The following is a 22,993-nucleotide window of genomic DNA, read 5'->3' as shown; positions in this document are numbered from 1 at the left end:
TCAGCCCTGGAGCAGCGCGAGCAAAGCGACCGTGTCGGCGCTGAACAGGGCGATGCCCTCGGCCAGCTTGCTGCGGCACATCGCGTCGGCGGCCAGCGCGTCCTCGAAGGCCGCCTGCGACAGGGCCAGCGGCGCGTCGTCCTCGGGGGCGCCGGCCTGGGCCGGATCGAGTCGGCGCGGCATGGGCGCGTCGCTTTGCGCCAGCGCGTCGAGCAAGGCCGGAGCGATGGTCAGCAGGTCGCACCCGGCCAGGGCGGTGATCTGCGCCGTGTCGCGGAAGCTCGCACCCATGACCTCGGTGGCGATGCCGCGCGACTTGTAGAACCGCCAGATGCGCAGCAGGGCCCGCACGCCGGGGTCGTTCGGGCCGCGCATGGCCTGCGCGTCCCATGCATCTCCCGCCTGCTGGCGCTGCCAGTCCGTGATGCGACCGACAAAAGGCGAGATGAGCTGCACCCCCGCCGCGGCGCATGCGCGCGCCTGCTCGAACGAAAACAGCAAGGTCATGTTGCAGGCGATGCCGTCGCCCGCCAGCCGCTTCGCGGCCTCGATGCCGTCCCAGGTGGCGGCGATCTTGATCAGCACGCGCTCGCGGCCCACGCCCTGCGCGGCGTACAGCGCGACGAGGCGGCGCGCCCGCGCCACGGTGGCCGCCGTATCGTGCGACAGCCGGGCGTCCACCTCGGTCGACACGCGCCCCGGAATGTGCGCGAGGATTTCGCAGCCGAAGCGCACCAGCAGCCGGTCCATGGCCGCATCGACGTCGGCTTGCGCCGCGTCACGGATGTCGCGCTCAAGCAGCAGATGCGCGTACTCGGGCTGACGCACCGCGCGCAACACCAGACTCGGGTTGGTGGTGGCGTCCCGAGGCTGGAGCCGCGGCAGTTGAAGGAATTCGGCGGTGTCGGCGACGATGGCGGTGTGACGGCGCAGGGCGGCAAGACTGTTCATGCGCACATCGTAGCCCCCAAGCAGGCCACCGGGCGGGCCATGCGCCGTTCGCCCTGCGCCGATGCTGCGGACGCGCTCAATCCGTTCGGCCCACACCAAGCGTTGTCGACCGGCGACAACGTCACCGGCCGCAGCACAAACGGTGAGTAAGATGATTGCTCGCCGACGCGGCGCAAACCAAGACCTCCACCATGCGCACCCAAAAAACCGTCTTGCGCCTCATGCGCCTCATGCTTGTCGCCGCCGCGTGCATGGCATCCATCGCTGGAGCGGTCGCCGCGCAGGCCGCGCCGCCTGGCTTCGTCCCGCAGATCATCGTGCAGATGGCCCCGGCATCGCCGGGCAGCACGCAGCGTCTTTCGCCCGCGGCGGCCGGCAACCGTCTGATGAGCCTGGCCGCGGCGGCCGGCGTTGCCGTGGACAAGGCCATCCCCATGTCGGGCGGAGCGCAGGTCCTTCAGCTGCCCACCGGTAGCACGCCGGCGCAGCTGCGTTCGGCGCTCACCGCGCTGCGCGCCCAGCCCGGCGTGGCCGACGCCGAACCCAACATCCGCCTGCACCTGCAACTGGTGCCGAACGACCCCTGCTACACGGCCGTGTGCCAGGGCCAGGTTCCCTACAGCAATGGAACGTTCGGAACCGGCCAAGACAACCAGTGGGATCTGCAGAATCCCACGCTCGCCGGCGCCGCGGCGATCAATGCCGAACGCGCCTGGGACAGCACCACCGGCGGCGCCACCGTGGCCGTGCTCGACACCGGCATCCTGTCCGGCTGGCCCGACCTGCAGAACCAGATCCTGCCGGGCTACGACATGATCAGCACGGTGGACGCGCAGACCAATCCGCTCGGGCGCAACGCCAACCCGGCCGACCTCGGCGACTGGGTCACCAGCGCCGAGTCGGCCAACGTCAATGGCCCGTACTACGGCTGCCCGGTGAGCGACAGCTCCTGGCACGGCACCTTCATCGCCGGCGAGATCGCCGCGATGGGCAACGACGGCCAGAACATCGCCGGCATCAGCTGGGGCAGCAAGATCCTTCCGGTGCGCGTGGCGGGCAAGTGCGGCGCACTGCTGTCGGACGTCATCGACGGCATCCGCTGGGCGGTCGGCATGAGCGTGCCGGGAGCGCCGGCGAACCCGAATCCGGCGCGGGTCGTCAACATCAGCTTCGGCGGCACGGCGCCCTGCGGCAGCGCGCTGCAAAGCGCGATCGACGACGCCACGGCGCGCGGCGCGCTGGTCGTCACGGCGGCGGGCAACGAATCCGGCACCATCGGCGTGCCGGCCAACTGCCAGGGCGTGGCCGCGGTCGGCGCCGCCAACCAGAACGGCGGCAAGGCCACTTATTCGGATTATGGCGATGGCATCAGCCTGATGGCGCCGGGCGGCGACCTGAGCGCCTACAACACCGACCCGGGACTGATCTCGTTGTCCAACAGCGGCGCCACCACGCCGTCGAGTAATGTCCTGCGCATCGAGCAAGGCACCAGCTTCGCCGCCCCGATGGTGTCGGGCGTGGCGTCCCTGATGCTGGCGCGCAATCCGCAACTCACCCCGGCTTCGCTGCTCGCGCTGATGGAAAACAGCGCAAGGCCCTTCCCGGCCGTCAACGGGCTGGCCACTTGCGACACCAGCGCGCAGTCGGGCGACCCCAACAACCCCAGCACCTCCCCGGCCGCGCAGAACTGCAACTGCACCACCGCCACCTGCGGCGCCGGACTGTTGGACGCCGCGGTCGCGGTGCAGAACGCGGTCGACCCGGTGGCGGTCATCTCGGCCACTCCCGCATCGCCCCTAACCGGGGCCAGCGTCACGCTTTCGTCAGCGGGAAGCAGCCCCTCGCCCGGCGCCAGCCTCGCGACCTACCAATGGGCCCAAACAGCCGGCCCAGCCGTGACGCTGAGCGGGGCCAATGCCGCCACGGCGACGTTCATCGCACCCGCGCCCGCGACCTATGGCTTCAGCCTCACCGTCACCGACAGCGCCGGGCACAGCTCCACCTCCCAAACGCAGGTCGTGGTCACCGCGCCGGCCGGGTCGTCCGGCGGCGGCAGCGCGGCCGATCCGCTCGAACTCCTGGCACTCGGCGGACTCGTTCTCGTCGCGCTCCGGGGTGGGCGCCGCAGCCGGAACTAGGGTCTGTTCACGCCATTTCTGCGCCGGCCGCGGCCCGCACCAGGGCCACGCCGCCAACACGACGCCGGCCGCGGCTCCGGCCAGGTGCGCTGCCACCACGACGGGAAACGCCCACCAGCGTTCGAGCGCGATGGGCGTACGCCAGCCATGCTCGGCGTACAGCTTGAGACCGATGAGAGCCAGCAGCAGGCCCCCGATGCCGCGCGCCATGCGCCTGCCGGCGGCATCGATCTCGGAATGGTCCGAAAACAGCAAGCGCAGCCCGAGCGCCACCGCTGCGGCGTGCAGCGCACCGGACAAGCCGGCGGCGAAGCCGACATCGCGGCTGAACACGAACAGCAGGACATTGACCAGCACGGCGCCGAGAAGCACATTGCGCACCAGCTCGCAGCCGAGGGTAAAGCGCCGCGCCAGCGCCAGCAACAAGCCGGCCGCCGACGCGTTCACCGCGGCGTGTAGCGCGCCCAGGTGCACGAAGCCGCCTGTCAGCAGGCGCCACCACTGCCCCTGCACGACCAGCGGACGGCTGTATTGCAGCGCGCCCACCCAGGGGTCGGCGGCGAGAGCGAGCAGAAACAGACCCAGCGCAAAAGCGACCGGCGCGCAATCGCGGATGGAACGCATGGCGCGGAGGATCGCGGATCGGGCTGCGGGTGGCGTCAGGCACGCGCCGGGGCGTCAGCCGTGGGCCGCCCCCAGGCGGCGTTCCGGCGCGCCGCCGGACCCAGCGCAAGCCTGGGACGGCGCGCCGAACACCGCCTCGGTCAAGGCGCGCACGGCGGCGCGCTCGGCTGCGACCGATTCGGGGGCGATATGCGCCGCCTGCGAGGCGCCCTCCATGCGGGCCTGGTGCTGCAGCTTGCGCAAACGGCGGTAGGCATCGGCCGCGCCGCGACCGATGCCGACGGGCAGAAGACCCTGCTGTTCGGCGTTTTGCAGCAACGCGATATTGCCGATGTCCGCCGCGAGTTCCGCATGTTTGGAGGCATGGGCCAGCACCAGGGCCTGCACGGCGAATTCCACGTCCACCATGCCGCCTTCGTCGTGCTTGATGTCGAACAAGGCGGTGCGGTTGGGGTGGCCCTCGCGGACCTTGCGGCGCATGGCGAGAATCTCCTCGCGCAGCGCCGAGGCGTCGCGCGGCATGCGCAGCGCCTGTTCGCGGATGGCCTCGAAACGCTGGCCGATCGCGGCATCCCCGGCGCAGAAGCGGGCACGGGTCAGGGCCTGGTGCTCCCAGGTCCAGGCCGTGTTGCTGCCACGGCCGAGCTGGTATTGCCCGAACGCTTCCAGCGAGGTCACCAGCAGACCGGCGTTGCCGTTGGGTCGCAGGCGTGTGTCGATCTCGAACAGGCCGCCCGCCGGAGTCGCCGCGGTGAGCCACCACACCAGCTTGCGCGCGAAAGCGGCGTAGCGCTCGAGGGCGTCGGGATCGGGATCGTCGAACAGGAACACCAGATCCAGGTCGCTGCCATAGCCCAGCTCCTTGCCGCCAAGTTTGCCGTAGGCGATGACGGCGAAGGCAGGCCGTTCGCGATGGCGCCTGGGCATGTCGGCCCAGCACCACTGGATGGCTTGGCCGATGACGGCGTCGGCCAGAGCCGAGAGTTCGTCGGCCACCTGCTCCACGCTGAGCTGCCCGCCCAGGTCGCGCACCAGAATGCGGAACAGCTCGGTGTGAAAGGCGCGGCGCAGGATGTCCAGCCCCTCGCCGGCATCCCAGGTGGCGCGCTTGAGCAGGCGCGCGCGTTGCGAGGCGCAGTAATCGATGCAGGACTGCGCGCTGAAGCGCTCGTGGGGCGCGTCGAGCAGTTCGTCCACCACCATCGGATTGCGCTTGATGTAGTCCGCCGCCCAGCGCGAGGCTTCGAGAACGCCGACTAGCCGCAACAGCGCCTGGGGCTGCTCGGCGAAAAACGCCAGATAGGTTTCGCGCCGCCCGATCGCCTCCAGCACGTCGAGCAGGCGTGACAGCGTCAGGTCGGGGTCCCGGCTGTTGGCAGCGAGAGCGATGCCGCGTTCGATCACCCGCAGCATGCGCGTGCGCCCGGCTTCGGTCAGCGCGGCGTAGCGCGGCGACTGCTCCATGGCCTTCAGGCGCGCGTGGCTGGCTTCGCCCGCGAATCCGGCTTTGGCCAGGTTGTGGCGCAACTCCTCGATCGACGCGGCCGGTTTCTTGCAGCCCAGGCAGCGCGGGCCGGCGTGCAACAAGGCGTCGAACTCGCCGGCAACGAACTCCCGCACCGCATCCAGTTCGCGCAGCAGCGCACAGGTGGCGCGCTTGACCTGGGGATGCGCCGCCAGCAGCGCCGGGCCCATGGCCTGGGCCAGATGTTCGAGGTCGGCGTCGTCGCCAGGCAGGCTGTGCGTCTGCGCATCGTCCAGGTACTGGATGCGGTGCTCCAGCCGGCGCAGAAAGACATAGCTCTCGGCCAGCTTCGCGGCGGTATCCGCCGGCAGCAGCCCGGCTTCGGCCAACAACTGCAGCGCCTGCAGCGTGCTGCGGCTGCGAATCTGCGGCATGCGCCCGCCGCGGACGATCTGCAGCAGTTGCACGATGAATTCGATTTCGCGGATTCCGCCGCGTCCGAGCTTGACGTCGTTGGCGCGCTCGGGCCGCGCCACGGCGCGCTTGGTCGCCTCGGCGCGGATCTGCCGGTGCAGGCCGCGCAGGGCCTCGAGCATGGCGAAATCCAGGTAACGACGCCAGACGAAAGGCTCGACCACGGCCTCCAGGGCGTGCTCCGCAACCTGCGCCTGGCTGCTCGGCAGCGGCGAGACCACGCGGCTCTTCAGCCAGGCGAAACGCTCCCACTCGCGCCCCTGCACCTGGAAATATTCCTCGAGCATGGCCAGGCTGACCACCTGCGGCCCGCTGTCGCCATTGGGCCGCAACCGGGTGTCGACGCGGAACACGAAACCATCGGCGGTCATGTCCGAGAGCAGGGGGACGATGCGGCGCACCATCTGCGCGAAGTAGTCGAAATTCGACACCGGCGCAGCGCCGTCGGTCTCGCCGTCCTGGTCGTACACGAAGACCAGGTCGATGTCGGACGACACATTGAGCTCGGCACCGCCAAGCTTGCCCATACCGACCACCAGGAACTGCGCCGCCGCCCCTTCCGCCGTGCGGGGAACGCCGTGGCGGGCCTCCAGTTCGGCGGCGGCCAGCTGCAAGGCATGGGCGATGGCGCTTTCCGCCATGTCGCTGATGCAGCGGCACACATCCTGCAGCGGCGCACCTTCGAGAACGTCCTGCTCGATGAGGCGCAACATCAGCCCATTGCGCACACGGCGCAATGCGACGGGCAGGGAATGGGTCGCTTGCAGGGCGCCGACGGCGGCGTCGATGCCGCTCCGGGTCGGCAGGCCCGGAGGCCACAAGGCGAGCACGTCGTCCAGACGCGCGACATGGCGGCGGTGAAAGCGGGAAAACTCGGCGAGCTGCATCAGCGAATCGGGCGGCGACGCCCATCCCAAGCGAAATGCTTGACGGATGGCAGCATATTGCAGGCTTGCGCGCCGCGCAGCCGCCGGGTCTTGTCCGAGCGCATGGATGTTGCGGAAAGTCACATGACTTCGCGCGGGTTTCGGCCCGAAACCACAAACTCCGGTGCCGTGCCTTGGCTACCATGGAGCCCTCGTGGCGATCCCCGCCGCGCCACGGCGGCGACGTTGCCAGAATCCCCGCCCGACCCCGTGTCCGCACTGCATATCTCCCTCAAACTGGCCACACGCCTGCTGGAAGCCGCCATTGCCCTGGTGGTGATCAGCTATCTGCTGCTGGCCGTGGGACTGCTGACGCTGCGCTATGCGGTACTCCCCAATGCCCAGGCGCTCGTTCCCTGGATGGAGCAAGTCAGCACCCGCGCGCTCGGCTTGCCGGTCCACATCGAGGCCGTGCATAGCCGATGGAACGGCCTGCTGCCGACGCTGTCGCTGCGCGGCCTGGTGATCGACAACCCGCAGGGGCAGCCGGCGCTGCGGTTTGCCGCCGTGGAAGCCCTGCCTTCCTGGAAAAGCTTGCCGCGCCTGCAGTTGAGCTTCGAGCAGCTGGTGGTTCGCGGTGCGCAACTGAGTATCGTCCGCCCTGACGCGAACCATCTGGACATCGGCGGCATCCGCATCGACCTGAACGCGCCGAGCGGCGACGCCGGACAGCGCTTTGCCGATTGGCTGTTCGAGCAGGACCAGGTCCTGATCCAGCGCAGCCAGATCACCTGGACCGACCAGAGCCATGGCACGCCTCCACTGGTGCTGCGCGATGTCAATTTCGAGTTGCGCAACACCTTGCTCAGCCACCGTGCCGCGCTGACCGCCACGCCTCCCGCGGCGCTGGCCGCGCCCTTTGCGCTGCGTGCCGATTTCCGCCAGCCCCTGCTTTCGCGGCACGCCGCGGATTTCGCGCGCTGGCACGGCACCCTGTGGGTGCAGGGGTCGCGCGTGGACCTCGGACGGCTCGCGCAATACCTGCCCGTGCCGGCTCAGGTTCAAGCCGGCACGGGCGCTCTGCAAGCCTGGGCGAATGTCGGCGCGCAGTACAAGCTGGAACGGGTCACCGCCGACCTGTCCCTGCGCGATGCCCAGGCGCAACTCGACCCGGCACTGCCGCCGCTGGCGCTGACCCAGGTCCGCGGGCGCATCAGCGCCGCGCCGCTCGACGGCGGCTTGGATCTGTCCCTGCAGTCGCTGCAGTTCACCATGGCGGACGGGCTGGTTTTCCCGGCCGTCGACGCCCATCTGCGCCTGCTGCACCCGCCAGGCAAGGGCGCCAGCGGCAGCCTGACGACCGGCCCCCTGAACCTGACCGCGCTTTCGGACGCGGCGCAGCACATCCCGCTGCCCGCCATCTGGCGCACGCGCCTGACGCAACTGCAACCCAAGGGGCACATCGACCAACTGCAGGCGAGCTGGCAAAACCCGGCCGGCGCGCCGGCCAGCGCCCTGCCCGCCGTCTACAGTCTGAAAGCGTCCTTCACCGGGCTGGGCTGGAACAGCCCGGCGGCACCCGCTGCGACGGCTGGCGAGGCAATCGGTCCTGCCGCGCCGCCGGTCCGGCCGGCGTCGGCCGCCGAGGCGGGCGCCCTGCCCCTGGATCTTCCCGGCCTGCAGAACCTGGACGGCACGATCCAGGCCGACCAGACCGGCGGCGCGGCACAGCTCGTGATGCAAAACGGCAGCATCGCCCTGCCGCATGTGTTCGAGGCGCCGAGCTTTGCCGTGCAGCTGTTCACCAGCCGCCTGAGCTGGGCCCGCCAGCAGGACGGGCAGTGGAACGTCCAGACCTCACGGCTGCAGCTGGCGACCCCGGACGCGGCCGGGAGCGCCAGCGTGCGCTACACCACGCAGGCCCAGGGGCCCGGACTGCTGGACCTCACCGCCCAACTCACCCGCGCCGACGCGCGCGCGGTGCCCGCCTACCTGCCGCGAGGCATACCCGAGGCGACGCGCGATTTCCTGCGCACGGCCATCGCCGGCGGCAGCTCGCACGACGTGCATTTCGCCGTGCAGGGGCCGCTGGCCAGCTTTCCGTTCGTCAAGCCCGGCAGCAAGGGAACGTTCTCGGTCAAGGCGCGCGTCGAGGGCGGCGTGTTCAACGCCGCGCCTCTGCACATCCTGCCCAAGGGGGAGCAGGCCGCCGCCGGCACCGTGCATGCCAATGCCGTCTGGCCCGAATTCACCCATATCGACGGCCTGCTCGAATTCACCGGCCGCAGCATGCAGGTGGTGGGCGCGTCGGCCCGCGTGTTCGGCGCCAGCTTGCAGCATGTCAACCTGTTCCTGCCCGATTTCTCCAAGCCCGTGCTGACGGCCAGCGGCCAGGTCCAGACACCGGCTGACGACGCGCTGCGCTATCTGCGCGAAAGCCCGCTCGACGCCATGCTCGGCCACGCCCTGACTCAAACGCAGGCCAGTGGCCCCTTGCGGCTGGGCCTCACGCTGAGCCTGCCGCTGCACGACCTGAAGCAGTCCAGGGTGAAAGGGCAGCTCGACCTGGTGGGCAATCAGATCGACTACATGCCCGGCCTGCCTGCGTTCGACGGCGTGCGCGGCCGCGTCGACTTCAGCAACACCGGCTTCAAATTGCAGCTCTCGGCGCAGAATTGGCTGGGAGGCGCGCTCCAGCTGAGCGGCGGTCAGACGGGCACCCAGCCCCTCGCCTTGACCGCGACAGGCGCCGTGACGTCACAAGCGCTCCAGACGACGCCGCGCCTGGCCCAATGGGCCGAACTGCTGCGCCATCTGCATGGCCAGGCGCGCTACACCGCCACCATCACCATGGCGCCCACCGCGCAGGGCGAACAGCCGCAGATCCAGCTGCAAAGCAGCCTGGCAGGCATGGCGATCGCCCTGCCTCCGCCGCTGGGCAAACCGGCCGAGGCGACCGACACGCTGAATTTCAGCCAAACCTTCTCGCCCGCGGCAACGGGCCCGGCGCAAAGCGTCTGGCGCATCGATCTGGGCGGCGACCTGCGCGCGCGCTTCGTGCGCCTGCTCGCGCCGCAGGGCGGCGTGCTGCAAAGCGGCGGCATCGCCCTCGGGCCGCAGGCCGAGCTGCCGCAACCCGCGCGGGGTGTGCAGGCCAACGTCTACCTGCCCGTGCTGGACGTGGACGCCTGGCAGCGCGCCCTGCGCGGCTCGAACAGCGCGCGCGCGGCAGTCTCGGGCCAGGTGTCGGCGACGGATCTGTCGGGCTATCTGCCCCAGGCGCTGTCGCTGCGTGTGGGCCGGCTGACGGTGTCCGACCGCGTCTTCGACGACGTGGTTCTGGGCGCCACGCGCAGCAACGCCCTGTGGCAGGCCAACCTGGACAGCAAGCAGATGGCAGGCTATGTGGCGTGGCAGATGGGGCAGGGCGAGGCGCCGGGGAGCGTGACCGCGCGCCTGTCGCGCCTGAGCCTGCCGAAAAATGCCGATCCTGACGTCGAGCGCCTGCTGGAGCAGCAGCCCAAGAGCATGCCGGCCCTCAACGTGGTTGCCGACGACGTCGATCTGCATGGCCATCTGTTCAGCCGACTGGAGGTGCAGGCCACCAACCGCGACCGCGACGGCGTCAAGGAATGGCGGCTCGACCGTTTCGCGCTGGACTCCCCCGACGCCAACCTCACCGGCAGCGGCGACTGGGTCGCCACCGGCGCGCAAGCCGCGAACACCAGCGCCCTCGCGCCGCGCCGCACCTCGATCGGGTTCAAGCTGGCGATCCAGGACGCCGGCGGCCTGCTCGCGCGCCTGGGCAAGCCAGGCCTGCTCAAGGGCGGCCGGGGTTCCATGCAAGGCACGGTGTCGTGGATCGGTTCGCCGCTGTCGCCCGACTACCCCACCTTGTCGGGCCAGTTCAGCCTGGATCTGGGCAAGGGCCAGTTCCTCAAGGCCGATCCCGGCATCGCCAAATTGCTCGGCGTGCTCAGCCTGCAGAGCCTGCCGCGTCGTCTGCTGTTCAATTTCAGCGACCTGTTCGAATCCGGTTTCGTCTTCGATAAGGTGAACGCCGACGTGCAGGTGCAGGACGGGGTGGCCACCACCCACAATTTCAAGATGAGCGGCGTGGCCGCCACGGTGTTCATCGACGGCGAGGCCAACCTCGCGCGGGAAACGCAAAACCTCTACGTGGTCGTCGTGCCCGAGATCAACGCCGGCTCGGCCTCGCTGGCCTATGCTCTCATCAACCCGGCCGTGGGCCTGGGCACCTTCATCGCCCAGCTCATCGCGCGCAAACCGCTGATGAAGGCCTTCACCTACGGCTACCGCGTCACCGGAACCTGGGCCAAACCCGACGTGCGCGAGGTCGATGGCGACAAGGACGCCAAAGGCACGGCGAACACGCCCCATGCGCCGGCGGACCGCCGCCCCGGCGAGCCGCCGGCGCAACCCGCCGCGCCATGAAGCGCGCATCATCACCACCATGGGAGCTTCCATGCAAGTAGCCGCTATCCAGATGGTGTCGTCCCCCCGCGTGGACGACAATCTCGCCCGCGCCGACGCGCTTGTGGCCGAGGCCGCCCGCCGGGGAGCGCGGCTCGCCGTGCTCCCCGAGTATTTCTGCCTGATGGGTGCGTCCGACACCGACAAGGTGGGCGTGCGCGAACGTCCCGGCAACGGTCCGATCCAGGGCTTCCTGGCCGATGCCGCGCGCCGCCACGGCCTGTGGCTGGCCGGCGGCTCGCTGCCCCTGGAGTGCCCCGACCCCGGCCGCGTGCTCAACACCACCCTGGTGTTCGACCCGCAGGGCCGGCAGGTGGCGCGCTACGACAAGATGCATCTGTTCGCCTTCCAGCGCGGACAGGAGCGCTACGCCGAGAGCGAAAGCATCATGCCCGGCAGCCACCCCGCGGCGTTCGCCTGCGAGGGGCTGCGCGTGGGCCTGTCCATCTGCTACGACCTGCGCTTTCCCGAGCTGTACCGCGCCCTGTCGAACCCCGCGCCGTGCGATGCCTTCCTCGTCCCCGCCGCGTTCACCCACACCACCGGCGAGAAACACTGGGAGGTGCTGCTGCGCGCCCGCGCCATCGAGAACCTGGCCTATGTCATCGCCAGCGCGCAAGGCGGCCGGCACGAGAACGGGCGCCGCACCTGGGGCCACAGCATGATCGTCGACCCCTGGGGCGAGGTGGTGGCGATGCAGGCCGAAGGCGAGGGCGTGGTGAGCGCGGACCTCGACCCCGCCCGCATCGCCCACCATCGCACCAGCCTGCCCGCCCTGGAGCACCGCCTGCTGCGCTGAGCGCCGGCCAGCAAGCGTGCCGGCGCACGCTCGCGCGCGTGCGGAAGGACCCCGGCGCCCATGCGCGCCATGCCAACGAGTCTCGGCCGGATCGGGTCAGGCCTTGTGTTCCAGCCTGCGCGTGCCGCGCGTGGCCAGGGCGATTTCGAGCGCGGTTTCGAGCCGGATGACGCGCTCGGTCAGTTGTTCGATCCTGTCCTGCTGCGACTTGACCGTGCCGGCCAGACGCTCGATCTTGTCGTTCATCTTGATGACCGTGGTCAGGGCGTCCCACATCTTGTCGGTCACGCCCATGTCAATGCGGCTCCCGGGCGTGCGCTTCCATGGCGGCGATACGCTTCTCTGACGCCCGCACATGGGCCAGGGCCGCGTCGATGGCGGCATCGGCCTGCGCCGTGGTCTTGGCCATCTGCGCGATCATGCCTTCGAGGAGCTCGTCGTCGTCGGCCGGGGTGAACGAGGCCGCGGCGCGGCGCAGATATTCCCCCATCGACACGCCAGCCTGGCGGGCCTTGCTGGCGATGCGGGTTTTTTCCTTGGGTGTGACGAGAACGGGAATGCGTTCGGTGATGGATGCCATGGACAACGCTCCTCGACATGTGCAGGACATGCACATCCTAGCCCTTCTCCGCCGCGCGCTCAAGCCGCCACCGCCTATCCCGCGCGCTGGGCGCGGGCCTGCATCAGCGGCGCCAGCCGAACACCATGCGGTTTTGCAGATGGCTGCGCAGCGGCGGCAGACCGGCCAGCGCGGCCAAGGCGGCGGCGCGCGCCAGCGAGGCGCCCGGCGCCTGCCAGGTGAAGCCGCGCGCCAGCAGATCGGTGAGCCCGAGCAGGGCGATGCGGTCAGGCAGGCGCTTGCTGTCGTAGCCGCGCAGCCATGCATCGCCAGCCGCGCCGAGCGATGCGGCCACGCACGGCGCGGCGAGCCATTGCGCCAGGGTTGCCGCATCGCGCAGGCCCAGGTTCAAACCTTGACCGGCCACGGGATGCAGGGTCTGGGCCGCGTTGCCAAGCTGCACGACGCGGCCGCGCCGGGTACGCAGCTCGGCGTTGAGGCCAAGCGGATAGCTTCCGGCGATCTGCAACTCGGCCACACGGCCGCATACGGCCGGCAGCAAGGCCTGCAGGGCGGCTTTCTGCCGGGCTTGGTCCAGATGGGCGATCGCAGCGGCCTCGGCGGGCGGCGCACACCACACCAAGGCATAGTCCGCCCCCAGCGGCAGCAGCGCCACCGGGCCGCCGGCGGTGAAGCGCTCGACGGCCAGGCCGCCATGCGGCCGGTCGCAGCGCACGCGCCCCACCAGCGCCTCTTGCGCGTAGTCGCGGCGCAAGGCGCGCGGCGCCTGGGTGTGGAACGCGCCGCCCTCGGCGAGAACGGCAAGGCCGTAGCGCCGGCCGGGCTCGTCCACCAGATGCGCGCCGTCCGCGTCGCCCTCGACTTGCACGGCGCGCCCGTATTGCACCGTGATGCCGGCACGCCGGGCCGCCGCCTGCAGCGCGGCCAGAAGCTGGCCGTAGCGCAGGGTGTAGCCCAGCGCGGGCAAATCACTGTCCCGCGCCTGCAACAGCACGCGCGGCAGCGCGGCCAGCCCGGGGGCGAGCTGCGAGATATGGATGCGCGTGATGGAGGTGGCGTCCTGCTGCGGCCAGGCCCCCGTCGCGGCGAGCAGCTGCCGGCTGCCTTCGGACAAGGCCAGCACGCGCGGGTCGGCAAGCGCGGCCGCGGCGTCGGGCTGGGCGTCGAAAAGGTCGATCTCGACCGCGGCGCCCAGTCGGCGCAGTTGCAGCGCCAGACTCAGGCCGACTGGCCCGGCGCCGACGATGGCGATACGCGACGGCATGGTGTTCGAATGCGCGGCTGGCATGGCGGGAACCACGGGATCGGAAGGCTGCGGATGCGAATGCGAACGGCCGGCCGTCAGTCGCGCATCAGGCTCTCGATCTCGGCGACCAGCTTGGGCGCGGCGTGCGTGAGCACCTCGCAGTCGGTCTCGCGCACCGCGACGTCGTCTTCGATGCGAATGCCGATGTCGTGGAACGCGGCCGGAATGTCGTCGGCGGCGCGCACGTACAGCCCGGGCTCGATGGTCAGCACCATGCCGGGGCGCAGGATGCGCGCCGGCGGCCGGCGGGTGCCGTCGGGCAGGGTCTCGGGCGCCTCGCCGGGCTCGGCGTAGTCGCCGCAGTCGTGCACGTCCATGCCCATCCAGTGGCTGGTGCGGTGCATGTAAAAACGGCGATAGGCGCCGGTGGCGATCACCGCGTCCACGTCGGGCGCCACGTCGCGGGAAATCAGCCCGACGTCCAGCAGCCCCTGGGCCAGGATGCGCAGCGCCGCGTCGTGCGGGCCGTTGAAGCGCACGCCTGCGCGCGTGGCGGCCAGCGCGGCGAGCTGGGCCTCCAGCACGATGTCGTAGAGCTGGCGCTGCGGCCCGCTGAAACGACCGCCGGCGGGAAAGGTGCGGGTGATGTCGCTGGCGTAACCGTCGAGCTCGCAGGCAGCGTCGATCAACACCAGGTCGTCCGCGCGCACCGCGGCGCGGTCGGCGCGGTAATGCAGCACGCAGGCGTTGGCCCCGGCGGCGACGATGCTGCCGTAGGCCGGCGATTGCGCGCCGCCGGCGCGAAAGGCGCGCAGCAGTTCAGCCTCGAGGTGGTATTCGCGCAGGCCCTCGGGCGGGGGTTGGCGGGTGCCGCGCGCAGCCGCCTGCATCGCGCGGCGGTGCCCGTCGGCGGAAATGGCGGCGGCGCGGCGCAGCACCGACAGCTCGTAGTCGTCCTTGAACAGGCGCATCTCGTCGAGCGCGGCGCACAGGTCGTACTGCGCGGATGGCGCGCGCCGACCGGCGCGGGCCTGGCCGCGCACGGCCGACAGCCAACCCTCGACGCGCGTCTCGAACCCGCTGTGTGTGGCGAACGGCCACCAGATCGCCGCTCGATCGGCCATCAGCCGCGGCAATTCGGCGTCGAGCTGCGCGATGGACAGCGCGGCATCGACCCCGAACGCGTCGCGCGCGGCATCCGGCCCGTAGCGAAAACCGTCCCAGATTTCGCGTTCGACATCTTTGGGGCGGCAGAACAGCGTGCTGTGCATCGTCCCGTCCGCCTCCACGGCCACGGCCAGGAGGCCTTGCGGCTCGGTAAAGCCCGTCAGGTAATAGAAATAGCTGTCGTGCCGATAGGGGTAGTCGGCGTCGCGATTGCGCATGACCTCGGGCGCGGTGGGCACGATGGCCAACCCGCCGCCGGCCTGCGCCATCTGCGCGGCCAGGCTGCGCCGGCGCGCGGCGCAGCGCGCCAGAAGGTGGGTGTCGGGAGCGTTCATGGTTGCGGGAGCTTGAGCCTGCAGTTTAGGGCCTGTTCACGCTATTTCTGCGCCCTTGGCGCGCTGGAGGAATTGGCACAGACCGGCCCCGGCGCGCGCAGCGAAGCATCCAGCGCGGCCAGTTGCTCAGGCGTGCCCAGGTTGTGCCAGGGGCCGCGAAAGTGCTCGCCGCTCACCCGCCCGGCGTCGACTTCGCCATACATCCAGGGAAAGAGCTTCCAAGCTTGGCGTGCCGGCTGGGAGACGAACAAATCGGGGTGGAACACGCCGATGTTGCCGTAGTTCAGCAAGGCGCCCGCGCGCCGCACGCGGCCCGCCGCGTCCAACGCCATATCGCCACCGGGGTGGTGGGCCGGGTTGTCGGTGAGCACGAAATGCGCCGAGGTCGCCTGCGGCTCGGCGGCGATGCGCGCGGCGGCCTGGTGCAGGCGCGCGTAGTCGAAACCGGTGTAGATGTCGCCGCTCACCACAGCGAACGGCGCGCGCTCGCCGGCGCTCAGCAGGGGCAGCGCGGTGGCGATGCCGCCGCCGGTTTCATACGCTTCCTGCGGCTCCGCCGAGTAGGCGATGCGCACGCCAAGGCCGCTGCCGTCACCCAGGACTGCCGGAATGCTCGAACCCAGCCAGCCAAGGTTGATGACGAGCTCGACGATGCCGGCCTCGCGCAGGCGCTCGATCTGCCAGACGATGATGGGCTTGCCGGCCAGTTGCAGCAGCGGTTTGGGCGTGTGGTCGGTGAGCGGCCGCATGCGCTGGCCGCGTCCTGCGGCAAGGATGAGCGCACGCATCAGAACGTGTACGCCGCCTGCGGCACCACGCCCTGCAATCTGTCGAGCAGGCGCAGCAGCGGATTGAAGTCGCGGTAGCGCGCAGCCACCCCGCGCGCATAGGCGAGCACGACAGGCAGGTCCCCCAAATAGCCGGTCTTGCCGTCGCGATGTGCCAGGCGGGCGAAGATGCCCAGAACCTTGAGGTGGCGCTGCAGCCCCATCCATTCGAAGTCGCGGTAGAACGTGCCGAAGTCGTCCCCCACCGGCAGGCCGGCGGCACGTGCGCGCTCCCAGTAACGAATGGCCCAGTCGAGCTGCTGCTCCTCGGGCCAGGCGATGTAGGCATCGCGCAGCAGCGAGGCCAGGTCGTAGGTGACGGGGCCGATCACCGCATCCTGAAAATCCAGCACGCCGGGATTGCCGTGCTCCCGCCCGGCATCGAGCAGCATCAGGTTGCGGCTGTGATAGTCGCGGTGCACCAGCACGCAGGGCTGGGCAAGGTTGTTGGCCAGCAGGGTCTCGAACACTTGGGACAGCCCGGCTTGCTCCTGGGCGGTCATCTCGACGCCCAGATGCCGCGCCACATACCACTGCGAAAACAGCTCCAGCTCGGTGCGCAGGCGCTGGGCGTCGTAGGCCGGCAGGTCTGCGGCCCGAATCCCCTGCAGACGCACCAGCGCGGCGAGGGCGTCCAGCATCAAGCCGTGGCAGCGCGGCAGGTCGCCGGCCGCGCGCGCGTCCTGTAACGCTTGGAGATACGTGGTGGAACCCAGATCCGAGAGCAAGATGAAACCCTGCCGGGCCTCGCTGGCCAGCACCTGCGGCGCCGAGATTCCCCCTGCGCGCAGCAATGCCGCCACGTGCATGAACGGACCGATGTCCTCCTTCGCAGGCGGGGCGTCCATCACGATCCAGCTGGTCTGCTGCGGCGCCACCGCATGAACGCGGAAATAGCGCCGGAAGCTCGCATCGCTCGAGGCGGGCTGGAGGCTGGAGGCATCGGCCCGCAGCCCGCCGGGCGCTATGGCCAGCCAGGCGCGCAAAGCCTCCATGCGGGAATCCGCGGAAGCGGCCGGGTGTTGCGGGGTGAGCGGATTGGGCATGGCTTGCGCGCCTGACGCGGCTTGATGGAAGGGCTTCCTATAATCCGCGAGGATTTTAGGGTGAGGCTGCCGCAGCGGGCCGCTTCGCCCCAACCCCGGCCTGCCGCGTTCGGCCCCTTGGACCGAAACGCACACGCCAGCCCCACCCGACCCCGCCCAGTGCCCATTCCCTCGCAGCCCCATCCCCGCCTGCCGCGCCGCCTGCGTCTGCGGCTGCTCGCGGCGGCGCTGGGCATGGCCCTGGCAGACGGCGCACCGGCCTGGGCCCAACAACAAGCCGCCTCCCAGGCGGCAAGCCCGTTGCTGCTGCAACCCAGCATGGGTTTGGCCGAGCGGCTCTCGCCTGCGGCCCAGCTGCGCGAACCCCTGTTCATCTGGGCCGACCAGCTCTCGGGTCAAACCGACATCGAGGTCAACGCGCGGGGGCATGTGGAAATCCGCAAGCACAGCGTGGTGCTCAAGGCCGACCGCCTGCACGACGATTTGGTGCGCAACGAAGTCGACGCGCAAGGCGACGTGCGCATCGTGCGCGACGGCAACGTCTTCAGCGGCCCCAGCCTGCAGTTCAACCTCGATACCTACGCCGGGCGGATGCCGGACGCGCACTATTTTTTCAACCGGACCCAGGGGCATGGGCAAGCCGCGGTGGTGACGTTTCTCAACCGCAACCAGGTCACCGCCGAAAACGCCACCTACACCACCTGTACGGCGAGCCCGGTGGACTGGTTTCTGCAAGCCACGCACCTGGATCTGGACTTTGCCGACAACACCGGCGTGGCCAAGGACGCGCGCGTGGTGTTCAAAGGCGCCACCATCCTGCCGCTGCCCTACGCCAGCTTCCCGCTCAGCGACGCGCGCAAGTCAGGCTTTCTGCCGCCCACCATCGGCATCGACAGCCAGAACGGACTCGACTACGCACAACCCTATTACTGGAACATCGCGCCCAACTACGACGCCACCCTCACCCCGCGCCTGCTGCTGCGCCGCGGCTTCATGGGCAGCGCCGAACTGCGCTGGTTGCAGCCGAGCTTTTCCGGCCGCAGCTATCTCGACTACATGCCTTCCGACCGGGGCGCCGCCGGCAGCCAGCGCTGGGCCGCCGTGTTCCAGCAGAACGGCTCATTGGCGCCCAGCGTGAGTTACGGCCTGAACTTGCAGCGGGTGTCGGACAACAACTGGTGGCAGGACTTCGGCGGCGTCGATCCGGTGATCGGCGGCAACCGCATCCTGCCGCAACAGGGCTCCGTCACCTGGAGCCAGGCGAACGGCTCGCTGCAGGCCAGCTTCAACACCTGGCAAACACTGCAGAGCGCGGCCGCCCCCATCGGCGTGCCATACAACATCCGGCCCCAGCTGTATGGACAATGGCGCAGCAGCAATTACACCGGCCTGCAGTGGCAACTGCAGGCCGCTGCGGCACGCTTCACCAATTCGACACCCGGCCTGATCTCGGGCGACCGGTTCTATGTCAACCCCAGCGTGAGCCGGCCTTTCATCGCCCCGGAGGGCTTCATCACGCCCAAGCTGTCCTTCAACAGCACGTTCTACAGCACCGATACGGCCATGGCCAATGGCGCCACCACGGCCACCCGCAGCCTGCCCACCTTCAGCCTGGATTCCGGTCTGGTGTTCGAGCGCGCCACGCGTTTGTTCGGCCACAACGTCACGCAGACCCTGGAGCCGCGCCTCTATTACGTCTACACCCCCTATCAGAATCAGCAGTTCCTGCCCAATTTCGACAGCGCCCCGCTGGACCTGAACCTGTCCACGATCTATGTCGACAATGTGTTCTCGGGCAACGACCGCATCGCCGATGCCAACAACGTCACCGGCGGCGTCACCACGCGCTTCCTCGACAGCACGAGCGGCGCCGAATATGCGCGCCTGACCGTCGCCCAGCGCGTGCTGTTGCGCGAGCAACGCGTCACCCTCAGCGGAACTCCGGTTCCCGCCGGGCTCAACGACACGTTCGCCCTGGCCAGCGTGTCGCTCGACCCGCGCTGGAGCACCAATGCCGCGGTGGATTACAGTCCACGCAATCGGCAGCTCGTGCAGGCCGCGTTCGGCGTGCAATGGAACCCCGCGCCGCTCAAGTCCTTGAGCCTGTCCTACCAGTTGCAGAACGCCACGTCCACGCAGATTCCACTGAAATACGTCAATACCGCCTGGCAGTGGAAACTCAGCAACCGCTGGTATTCGGTGGGCCAGGTCAACTACAGCATTCTGGACAAGCGCTTCAACGACGGCCTGATCGGCTTCGAGTACGACGGCGGCTGCTGGGTCGGCACCATCGGCCTGCAGCGCAATTCGCTGACACCGACCACCGCGTCCACGCGCCTGATGTTCCAACTCGAACTCGTGGGCTTCTCGCGTCTGGGCAACAATCCGTTGTCGGCCTTCAAGCAAAATATTCCCGGATACCAACTGCTGCACCAACCCACGGCCCCACCCAGCCGCTACGTCAACTATGAGTAATCGATTTCTGCGCGGCGCGGCCATCCTGGCCACAGCCCTGGCCTGCGGTTCCGCCGGCGCCCAGGGGCTGGGGCTGAAAACCGGCCCCGGCCCGTCGGGCGCCGCGTCCCCCCTGCTGCAAACCCCGCAGCTGCCAGCCACGCCTGCCGAAGCCTTGCCGCAGACACGGCCTCAGCCGGACAGTGACGGCATCGCGGCCGTGGTCGGCAGCCAGGTCATCACGCAGTACGACATCCAGCTGCGCTTGCGCGCCGCCGAAGAACAAATCCGCCGGCAAGGCGCGCAGATGCCGCCCCTGGCGCAGTTGCGTGCCGAACTCCTGAACCAGCTCATCGACCAACTGGCGCTGGCGCAGTATGCCCAGGAGAATGGCATCACCGTCTCCAACGACACGGTCGACCGCGCCATCGCGCAGGTGGCTGCCGGCTACAAGCTCACGCCGGAGCAGTTTCGCCAGCAGGTCACGTCCCAAGGGCTGGGCTGGAGCGACTACAAAGAACAGATCAAGCGCGAAATCCTGATCGGCCGCCTGCGCGAGCGCGATGTGGCCTCGCGCATCAAGATCAGCGACCAGGAAGTGGACGATTTCCTCGCCAACCAGGCCAAGCAGCCCCTGTCCGCGCAAACCCAGATTCAACTCGCCCAGATCTTTGTCCCGCTGCCCAGTCAGCCCAGCGCGGAGCAGGTGAGCGAGGCCAGGGCGCGCATCGATGCAGCGCTGGCCAAGCTCAGGCAGGGGCGCGATTTCGCCAAACTGGCTGCCGAATACTCCCAGGGACCGGAAGCCAAGGACGGGGGCAATCTTGGCGTGCGCCCCGCGAACCAGTGGCCGCGTTTGTTCATCGACGCCATACGCGGGCTCACGCCCGGCGAGATCAGCGCCGTGATCCGCAGCCCTGCCGGGTTTCACATCCTCAAGCTGGTTGCCGAGCAAGGCGCCCAGACGCCGGCGGCCACAGCCATGCAAAGCCAGGTGCGTGAGATCGTGCTCAAAGCAAGCGGCGGCAAGGCGCAGGAAAGCGCGGTCAAGGAACTCGACGGCATTCGTCAAGCCGTGGAGAAGGGCGAGGTGCAATTCTCGGCCAAGGCACGCGAACTCTCGCAAGACGTCACCTCCGCGAAAAAGGGCGGCGATCTCGGCTGGATCCTGCCGGGCGAGTTGCCGCCCGCGCTCGATGCCGCACTCAACCGCCTCAACCCCGGCCAGGTCTCGCAACCCATCACTTTGCCGGGCAAGGTCGTCCTGCTCCAGTTGGTCGACCGCCGCGAACATGCGCTGGCCCCCGCGCAGGAGCGGGCCGTGGCGCGCAACATCTTGCTGCAGCAAAAGGAGGCGAAGGACTTCGACGAACTCGTCAAGGACGTGCGCGCCCGTACCTACGTGCGCATTCCGAGCGCGGACTCCTAAGCCGCGCGGCGGCTCATTCCCACCACTGCCTGTCCGACTCCCCATGGATGCCACGCGCCAGCGCGCTTCGCGCGGCCCCACACGCATCGGGGGCCATACCGCACGCAAGCGCTTCGGGCAGCACTTCCTCACGGACACCGGCGTGATTGCCGAGATCGTGGCCGCGGTTGATCCACGCCCCGGACAGCCGCTGGTGGAAATCGGTCCCGGACTCGGCGCGCTGACCTGGCCTATGCTCGACCGCGCCGGCCGGCTCACCGTGGTGGAACTCGACCGCGACCTGGCCGCCCGCTGGCGCTCGCGCGAACCCGAACGTGTGCGCGTCATCGAATCCGACGCACTGGCTTTCGATGTGGCAAGCCTCGGCAGCGGGCTGCGCATCTTCGGGAATCTGCCCTACAACATCTCCAGCCCGCTGCTGTTTCACTTGATGGATGCCGCCGCGCATGTCCAGGATCAGCACTTCATGCTGCAGAAGGAGGTCGTCGCGCGCATGGTCGCGGCACCGGCCTGCGCCGACTATGGCCGCATGTCGGTCATGCTGCAGTGGCGCTACCGCATGTGGAATATTTTGGACGTCGGGCCGGATTCGTTCTCGCCGCCGCCGCGCGTCGACTCCGCCGTGGTGCGCATGCTGCCACGCCCCGAACATGCCTTGCTGGGCCTGGACCCTGCGCGCCTGAAGGCGTTGACAGCCGCGGCGTTCGCGCAGCGTCGCAAACTGCTGCGCCATGCGCTCGAACCCTGGCTGCAAGCCCAAGGCTATGGTGGCGCTTTCGACCTGCAGCGCCGCGCCGAGGAAGTCAGCGTACAGGACTATGTGAGTCTGGCCCTGGAGCTGCCCGCAATCTCACGGCAAGAACCTCCCGCCACCTAAGCCGCTTCGGCAACCCATACGCCATACCATGGCGCCGGCTGGACGCGACCTGCCGCGCCAGCGATGGGATAACCCGGTTCATCTTCGCCCCGCAACGCCTCCCGGGCAAGCGTGCGGGTCACAGAAAAGAATAGAAAACCCTGAAATCGACGCCCTGTTCGTACCAGAAGTCCGCGGCATCGCGGAAAACGTCCAGCAGGGTCTCCCGCGCCTCCTTGTCGAAACGCTGGGTCATGGGCAACTGCTCCAGCACGATGACAAAGCCGGGCTGTCGTCCGGCTCCTGCGATCATGTCGGTCAGGCAATCGCGCAGCGCATCGAAATTCTTGCCGAAATGCTTCGGAAACAGGAAGGATCGCGCCACGATTTCCAGCACCTCCTGCTTGGTCGTGGCCTGCGCCAGATTCGCGTAGAGAAAATGCTGCCCGGCATCCTGCGCGGCGGCCTGCAGCGCAGGCACGCGGAACGCGCGAATCGACTGCACGATGTTCGGGCGCAGGGCCTTCAGATTGACCCCGCCCTCGGCCTCACTGAGCGATGGATTGGAAACTTGCGTAGTGATCATGGGTGTAGTAACAGAGATCGGGGGCGCGCTTCGGCCCCCCGCAGACAATGCGTTGCGCCCCCCGATTGCGGCTTCCTGGAGTGGGCACGGTGTATTCGCGGTAATAGCCGCGCCGTCGTTGCGGCAAGATGTGTTCATAGTTCCCGAAGACGATGCCGTCTTTAGCATATGGAAAAGGCCCGCCCTGCCGAATCAAGCGCAACGTCTGCCGGGCCTGGGCAGGCAGTTGTTCTGCCGGAATCGTCGGCGCAATGCGTGCTGGCCGCTCCCGCGCCCATGCCGCACGCATGCCTGCGACTTCGAACGACTGCGCAAGGAGCAAGACCGAGCACAACGCAAGTGTCCAGGCGGCACGCGGGCCCGGCATGAAGAATCGGCTGATGCGGGCTACGAGCCTTGACACGGAATAAGATTTTGCGATTTTGCAAAAACCCGCTGAAATCACGTTCTGCGAGGATGGATATAGCGCATCAGTCTGCCTAGGTCAGAACATCCCCGCCTCGGCACCAAGCCGTATCACGCCTGCCGATGCGCCAGACTGGATGCGCTTTTGAGGCGCACAACGGCGCGCGCCAAATCCGAAGCGTATTGGAATCGCGCGCCGAAAGCAAGAATTGCGCCTATTTTTTGTGCAGCAAGGGCAACTGAAGTAAGCG

16 protein-coding genes and 1 pseudogene are annotated in these 22,993 nt (G+C 69.0%); 6 read left to right on the top strand and 11 right to left on the bottom strand.

The features are described 5' to 3' along the window. On the bottom strand, positions 1 to 951 hold the full coding sequence (locus tag THIARS_RS04245; RefSeq protein ID WP_094160625.1) for a transaldolase: 951 nt from the start codon (positions 949 to 951) through the stop codon (positions 1 to 3). A gap of 191 nt (positions 952 to 1,142) precedes the next feature. On the opposite strand from THIARS_RS04245, the gene THIARS_RS04240 reads away from it, so the two are divergent. Further along, a complete protein-coding gene (locus tag THIARS_RS04240) occupies positions 1,143 to 3,089 on the top strand; it encodes a S8 family peptidase (protein WP_141202332.1) in 1,947 nt (648 codons plus the stop codon). Between the two features lie 108 nt (positions 3,090 to 3,197). On the opposite strand, the pseudogene THIARS_RS19235 reads toward THIARS_RS04240, so the two are convergent. Both THIARS_RS19235 and glnE read right to left on the bottom strand, forming a co-directional pair. Beyond that, a pseudogene (locus tag THIARS_RS19235) lies at positions 3,198 to 3,713 on the bottom strand (rhomboid family intramembrane serine protease); the annotation flags it as partial. A gap of 54 nt (positions 3,714 to 3,767) precedes the next feature. Continuing rightward, complete coding sequence (gene glnE / locus THIARS_RS04230; RefSeq protein WP_094159613.1) at positions 3,768 to 6,539, bottom strand: bifunctional [glutamate--ammonia ligase]-adenylyl-L-tyrosine phosphorylase/[glutamate--ammonia-ligase] adenylyltransferase; 2,772 nt, start codon at positions 6,537 to 6,539, stop codon at positions 3,768 to 3,770. Positions 6,540 to 6,788: 249 nt separating this feature from the next. Here glnE and THIARS_RS04225 point away from each other — a divergent pair, with 249 nt between their 5' ends. Beyond that, positions 6,789 to 10,973, top strand: a complete 4,185-nt coding sequence (locus THIARS_RS04225; protein ID WP_186436566.1) for a YhdP family protein — start codon at positions 6,789 to 6,791, stop codon at positions 10,971 to 10,973. Then, positions 10,918 to 11,811, top strand: coding sequence for a carbon-nitrogen hydrolase family protein (locus THIARS_RS04220; protein ID WP_425444222.1), 894 nt, complete (start codon positions 10,918 to 10,920; stop codon positions 11,809 to 11,811). Before THIARS_RS04225 ends, THIARS_RS04220 begins: the two co-directional genes overlap by 56 nt. A gap of 96 nt (positions 11,812 to 11,907) precedes the next feature. On the opposite strand, the gene THIARS_RS04215 is transcribed toward THIARS_RS04220, so the two are convergent. The 6 genes from THIARS_RS04215 to THIARS_RS04190 all read right to left on the bottom strand — a co-directional run bounded on the left by THIARS_RS04215 (position 11,908) and on the right by THIARS_RS04190 (position 17,012). After that, entirely contained in the window at positions 11,908 to 12,105 is a 198-nt protein-coding gene (locus THIARS_RS04215; protein WP_094159611.1) for a hypothetical protein, read from the bottom strand. Between the two features lies 1 nt (position 12,106). Further along, the gene (locus THIARS_RS04210) at positions 12,107 to 12,391 is read right to left on the bottom strand and encodes a plasmid mobilization protein (protein WP_094159610.1); all 285 of its coding nucleotides are present in this window, start codon (positions 12,389 to 12,391) and stop codon (positions 12,107 to 12,109) included. A gap of 103 nt (positions 12,392 to 12,494) precedes the next feature. Beyond that, a complete protein-coding gene (locus tag THIARS_RS04205; protein ID WP_245845504.1) occupies positions 12,495 to 13,655 on the bottom strand; it encodes an FAD-dependent monooxygenase in 1,161 nt (386 codons plus the stop codon). 77 nt (positions 13,656 to 13,732) lie between these two features. Then, the gene (locus tag THIARS_RS04200; RefSeq protein ID WP_094159608.1) at positions 13,733 to 15,139 is read right to left on the bottom strand and encodes an aminopeptidase P N-terminal domain-containing protein; all 1,407 of its coding nucleotides are present in this window, start codon (positions 15,137 to 15,139) and stop codon (positions 13,733 to 13,735) included. 41 nt (positions 15,140 to 15,180) lie between these two features. Continuing rightward, positions 15,181 to 15,927, bottom strand: a complete 747-nt coding sequence (gene murU / locus THIARS_RS04195; RefSeq protein WP_094159607.1) for an N-acetylmuramate alpha-1-phosphate uridylyltransferase MurU — start codon at positions 15,925 to 15,927, stop codon at positions 15,181 to 15,183. Beyond that, positions 15,927 to 17,012, bottom strand: a complete 1,086-nt coding sequence (locus THIARS_RS04190; protein WP_094159606.1) for an aminoglycoside phosphotransferase family protein — start codon at positions 17,010 to 17,012, stop codon at positions 15,927 to 15,929. The genes murU and THIARS_RS04190 overlap by 1 nt, the downstream gene beginning before the upstream one ends. A gap of 159 nt (positions 17,013 to 17,171) precedes the next feature. Here THIARS_RS04190 and THIARS_RS04185 point away from each other — a divergent pair, with 159 nt between their 5' ends. The 3 genes from THIARS_RS04185 to rsmA are packed head-to-tail and all read left to right on the top strand — an operon-like array spanning position 17,172 to position 21,772. Further along, positions 17,172 to 19,487 (top strand): LPS-assembly protein LptD, encoded by a 2,316-nt coding sequence (locus THIARS_RS04185; protein ID WP_245845502.1) that lies wholly within the window; start codon positions 17,172 to 17,174, stop codon positions 19,485 to 19,487. Beyond that, positions 19,480 to 20,895: a peptidylprolyl isomerase gene (locus THIARS_RS04180; RefSeq protein WP_245845496.1), complete on the top strand. Its 1,416-nt coding sequence runs from the start codon at positions 19,480 to 19,482 to the stop codon at positions 20,893 to 20,895. The genes THIARS_RS04185 and THIARS_RS04180 overlap by 8 nt, the downstream gene beginning before the upstream one ends. Before the next feature lie 43 nt (positions 20,896 to 20,938). Continuing rightward, positions 20,939 to 21,772, top strand: a complete 834-nt coding sequence (gene rsmA, locus THIARS_RS04175) for a 16S rRNA (adenine(1518)-N(6)/adenine(1519)-N(6))-dimethyltransferase RsmA (protein ID WP_094159605.1) — start codon at positions 20,939 to 20,941, stop codon at positions 21,770 to 21,772. Between the two features lie 118 nt (positions 21,773 to 21,890). Here rsmA and THIARS_RS04170 read toward each other — a convergent pair whose 3' ends face one another. Continuing rightward, positions 21,891 to 22,403, bottom strand: a complete 513-nt coding sequence (locus THIARS_RS04170) for a barstar family protein (protein WP_425444235.1) — start codon at positions 22,401 to 22,403, stop codon at positions 21,891 to 21,893. Continuing rightward, the gene (locus THIARS_RS04165; protein WP_245845495.1) at positions 22,300 to 22,626 is read right to left on the bottom strand and encodes a guanyl-specific ribonuclease; all 327 of its coding nucleotides are present in this window, start codon (positions 22,624 to 22,626) and stop codon (positions 22,300 to 22,302) included. Before THIARS_RS04165 ends, THIARS_RS04170 begins: the two co-directional genes overlap by 104 nt. Positions 22,627 to 22,993 lie beyond the last annotated feature (367 nt).

The organism is Thiomonas delicata, assembly GCF_900088825.1.
In the GTDB taxonomy this organism is placed as follows: Bacteria; Pseudomonadota; Gammaproteobacteria; order Burkholderiales; family Burkholderiaceae_C; genus Thiomonas_A; species Thiomonas_A delicata.
The sequence above is the reverse complement of the archived record's forward strand: the minus strand, read 5'-3'. Positions and strand labels throughout refer to the sequence as shown.

Bases quoted from the DNA above. Each gene is read 5' to 3' on its own strand.
- THIARS_RS04180 (WP_245845496.1), top strand. From the start codon at position 19,480: ATGAGTAATCGATTTCTGCGCGGCGCGGCCATCCTGGCCACAGCCCTG.
- THIARS_RS04200 (WP_094159608.1), bottom strand. From the start codon at position 15,139: ATGAACGCTCCCGACACCCACCTTCTGGCGCGCTGCGCCGCGCGCCGG.
- THIARS_RS04240 (WP_141202332.1), top strand. From the start codon at position 1,143: ATGCGCACCCAAAAAACCGTCTTGCGCCTCATGCGCCTCATGCTTGTC.
- THIARS_RS04190 (WP_094159606.1), bottom strand. From the start codon at position 17,012: ATGCCCAATCCGCTCACCCCGCAACACCCGGCCGCTTCCGCGGATTCC.
- glnE (WP_094159613.1), bottom strand. From the start codon at position 6,539: ATGCAGCTCGCCGAGTTTTCCCGCTTTCACCGCCGCCATGTCGCGCGT.
- THIARS_RS04205 (WP_245845504.1), bottom strand. From the start codon at position 13,655: ATGCCGTCGCGTATCGCCATCGTCGGCGCCGGGCCAGTCGGCCTGAGT.
- murU (WP_094159607.1), bottom strand. From the start codon at position 15,927: ATGCGTGCGCTCATCCTTGCCGCAGGACGCGGCCAGCGCATGCGGCCG.
- THIARS_RS04245 (WP_094160625.1), bottom strand. From the start codon at position 951: ATGAACAGTCTTGCCGCCCTGCGCCGTCACACCGCCATCGTCGCCGAC.
- THIARS_RS04220 (WP_425444222.1), top strand. From the start codon at position 10,918: ATGCGCCGGCGGACCGCCGCCCCGGCGAGCCGCCGGCGCAACCCGCCG.
- rsmA (WP_094159605.1), top strand. From the start codon at position 20,939: ATGGATGCCACGCGCCAGCGCGCTTCGCGCGGCCCCACACGCATCGGG.
- THIARS_RS04215 (WP_094159611.1), bottom strand. From the start codon at position 12,105: ATGGGCGTGACCGACAAGATGTGGGACGCCCTGACCACGGTCATCAAG.
- THIARS_RS04210 (WP_094159610.1), bottom strand. From the start codon at position 12,391: ATGGCATCCATCACCGAACGCATTCCCGTTCTCGTCACACCCAAGGAA.
- THIARS_RS04165 (WP_245845495.1), bottom strand. From the start codon at position 22,626: ATGCGTGCGGCATGGGCGCGGGAGCGGCCAGCACGCATTGCGCCGACG.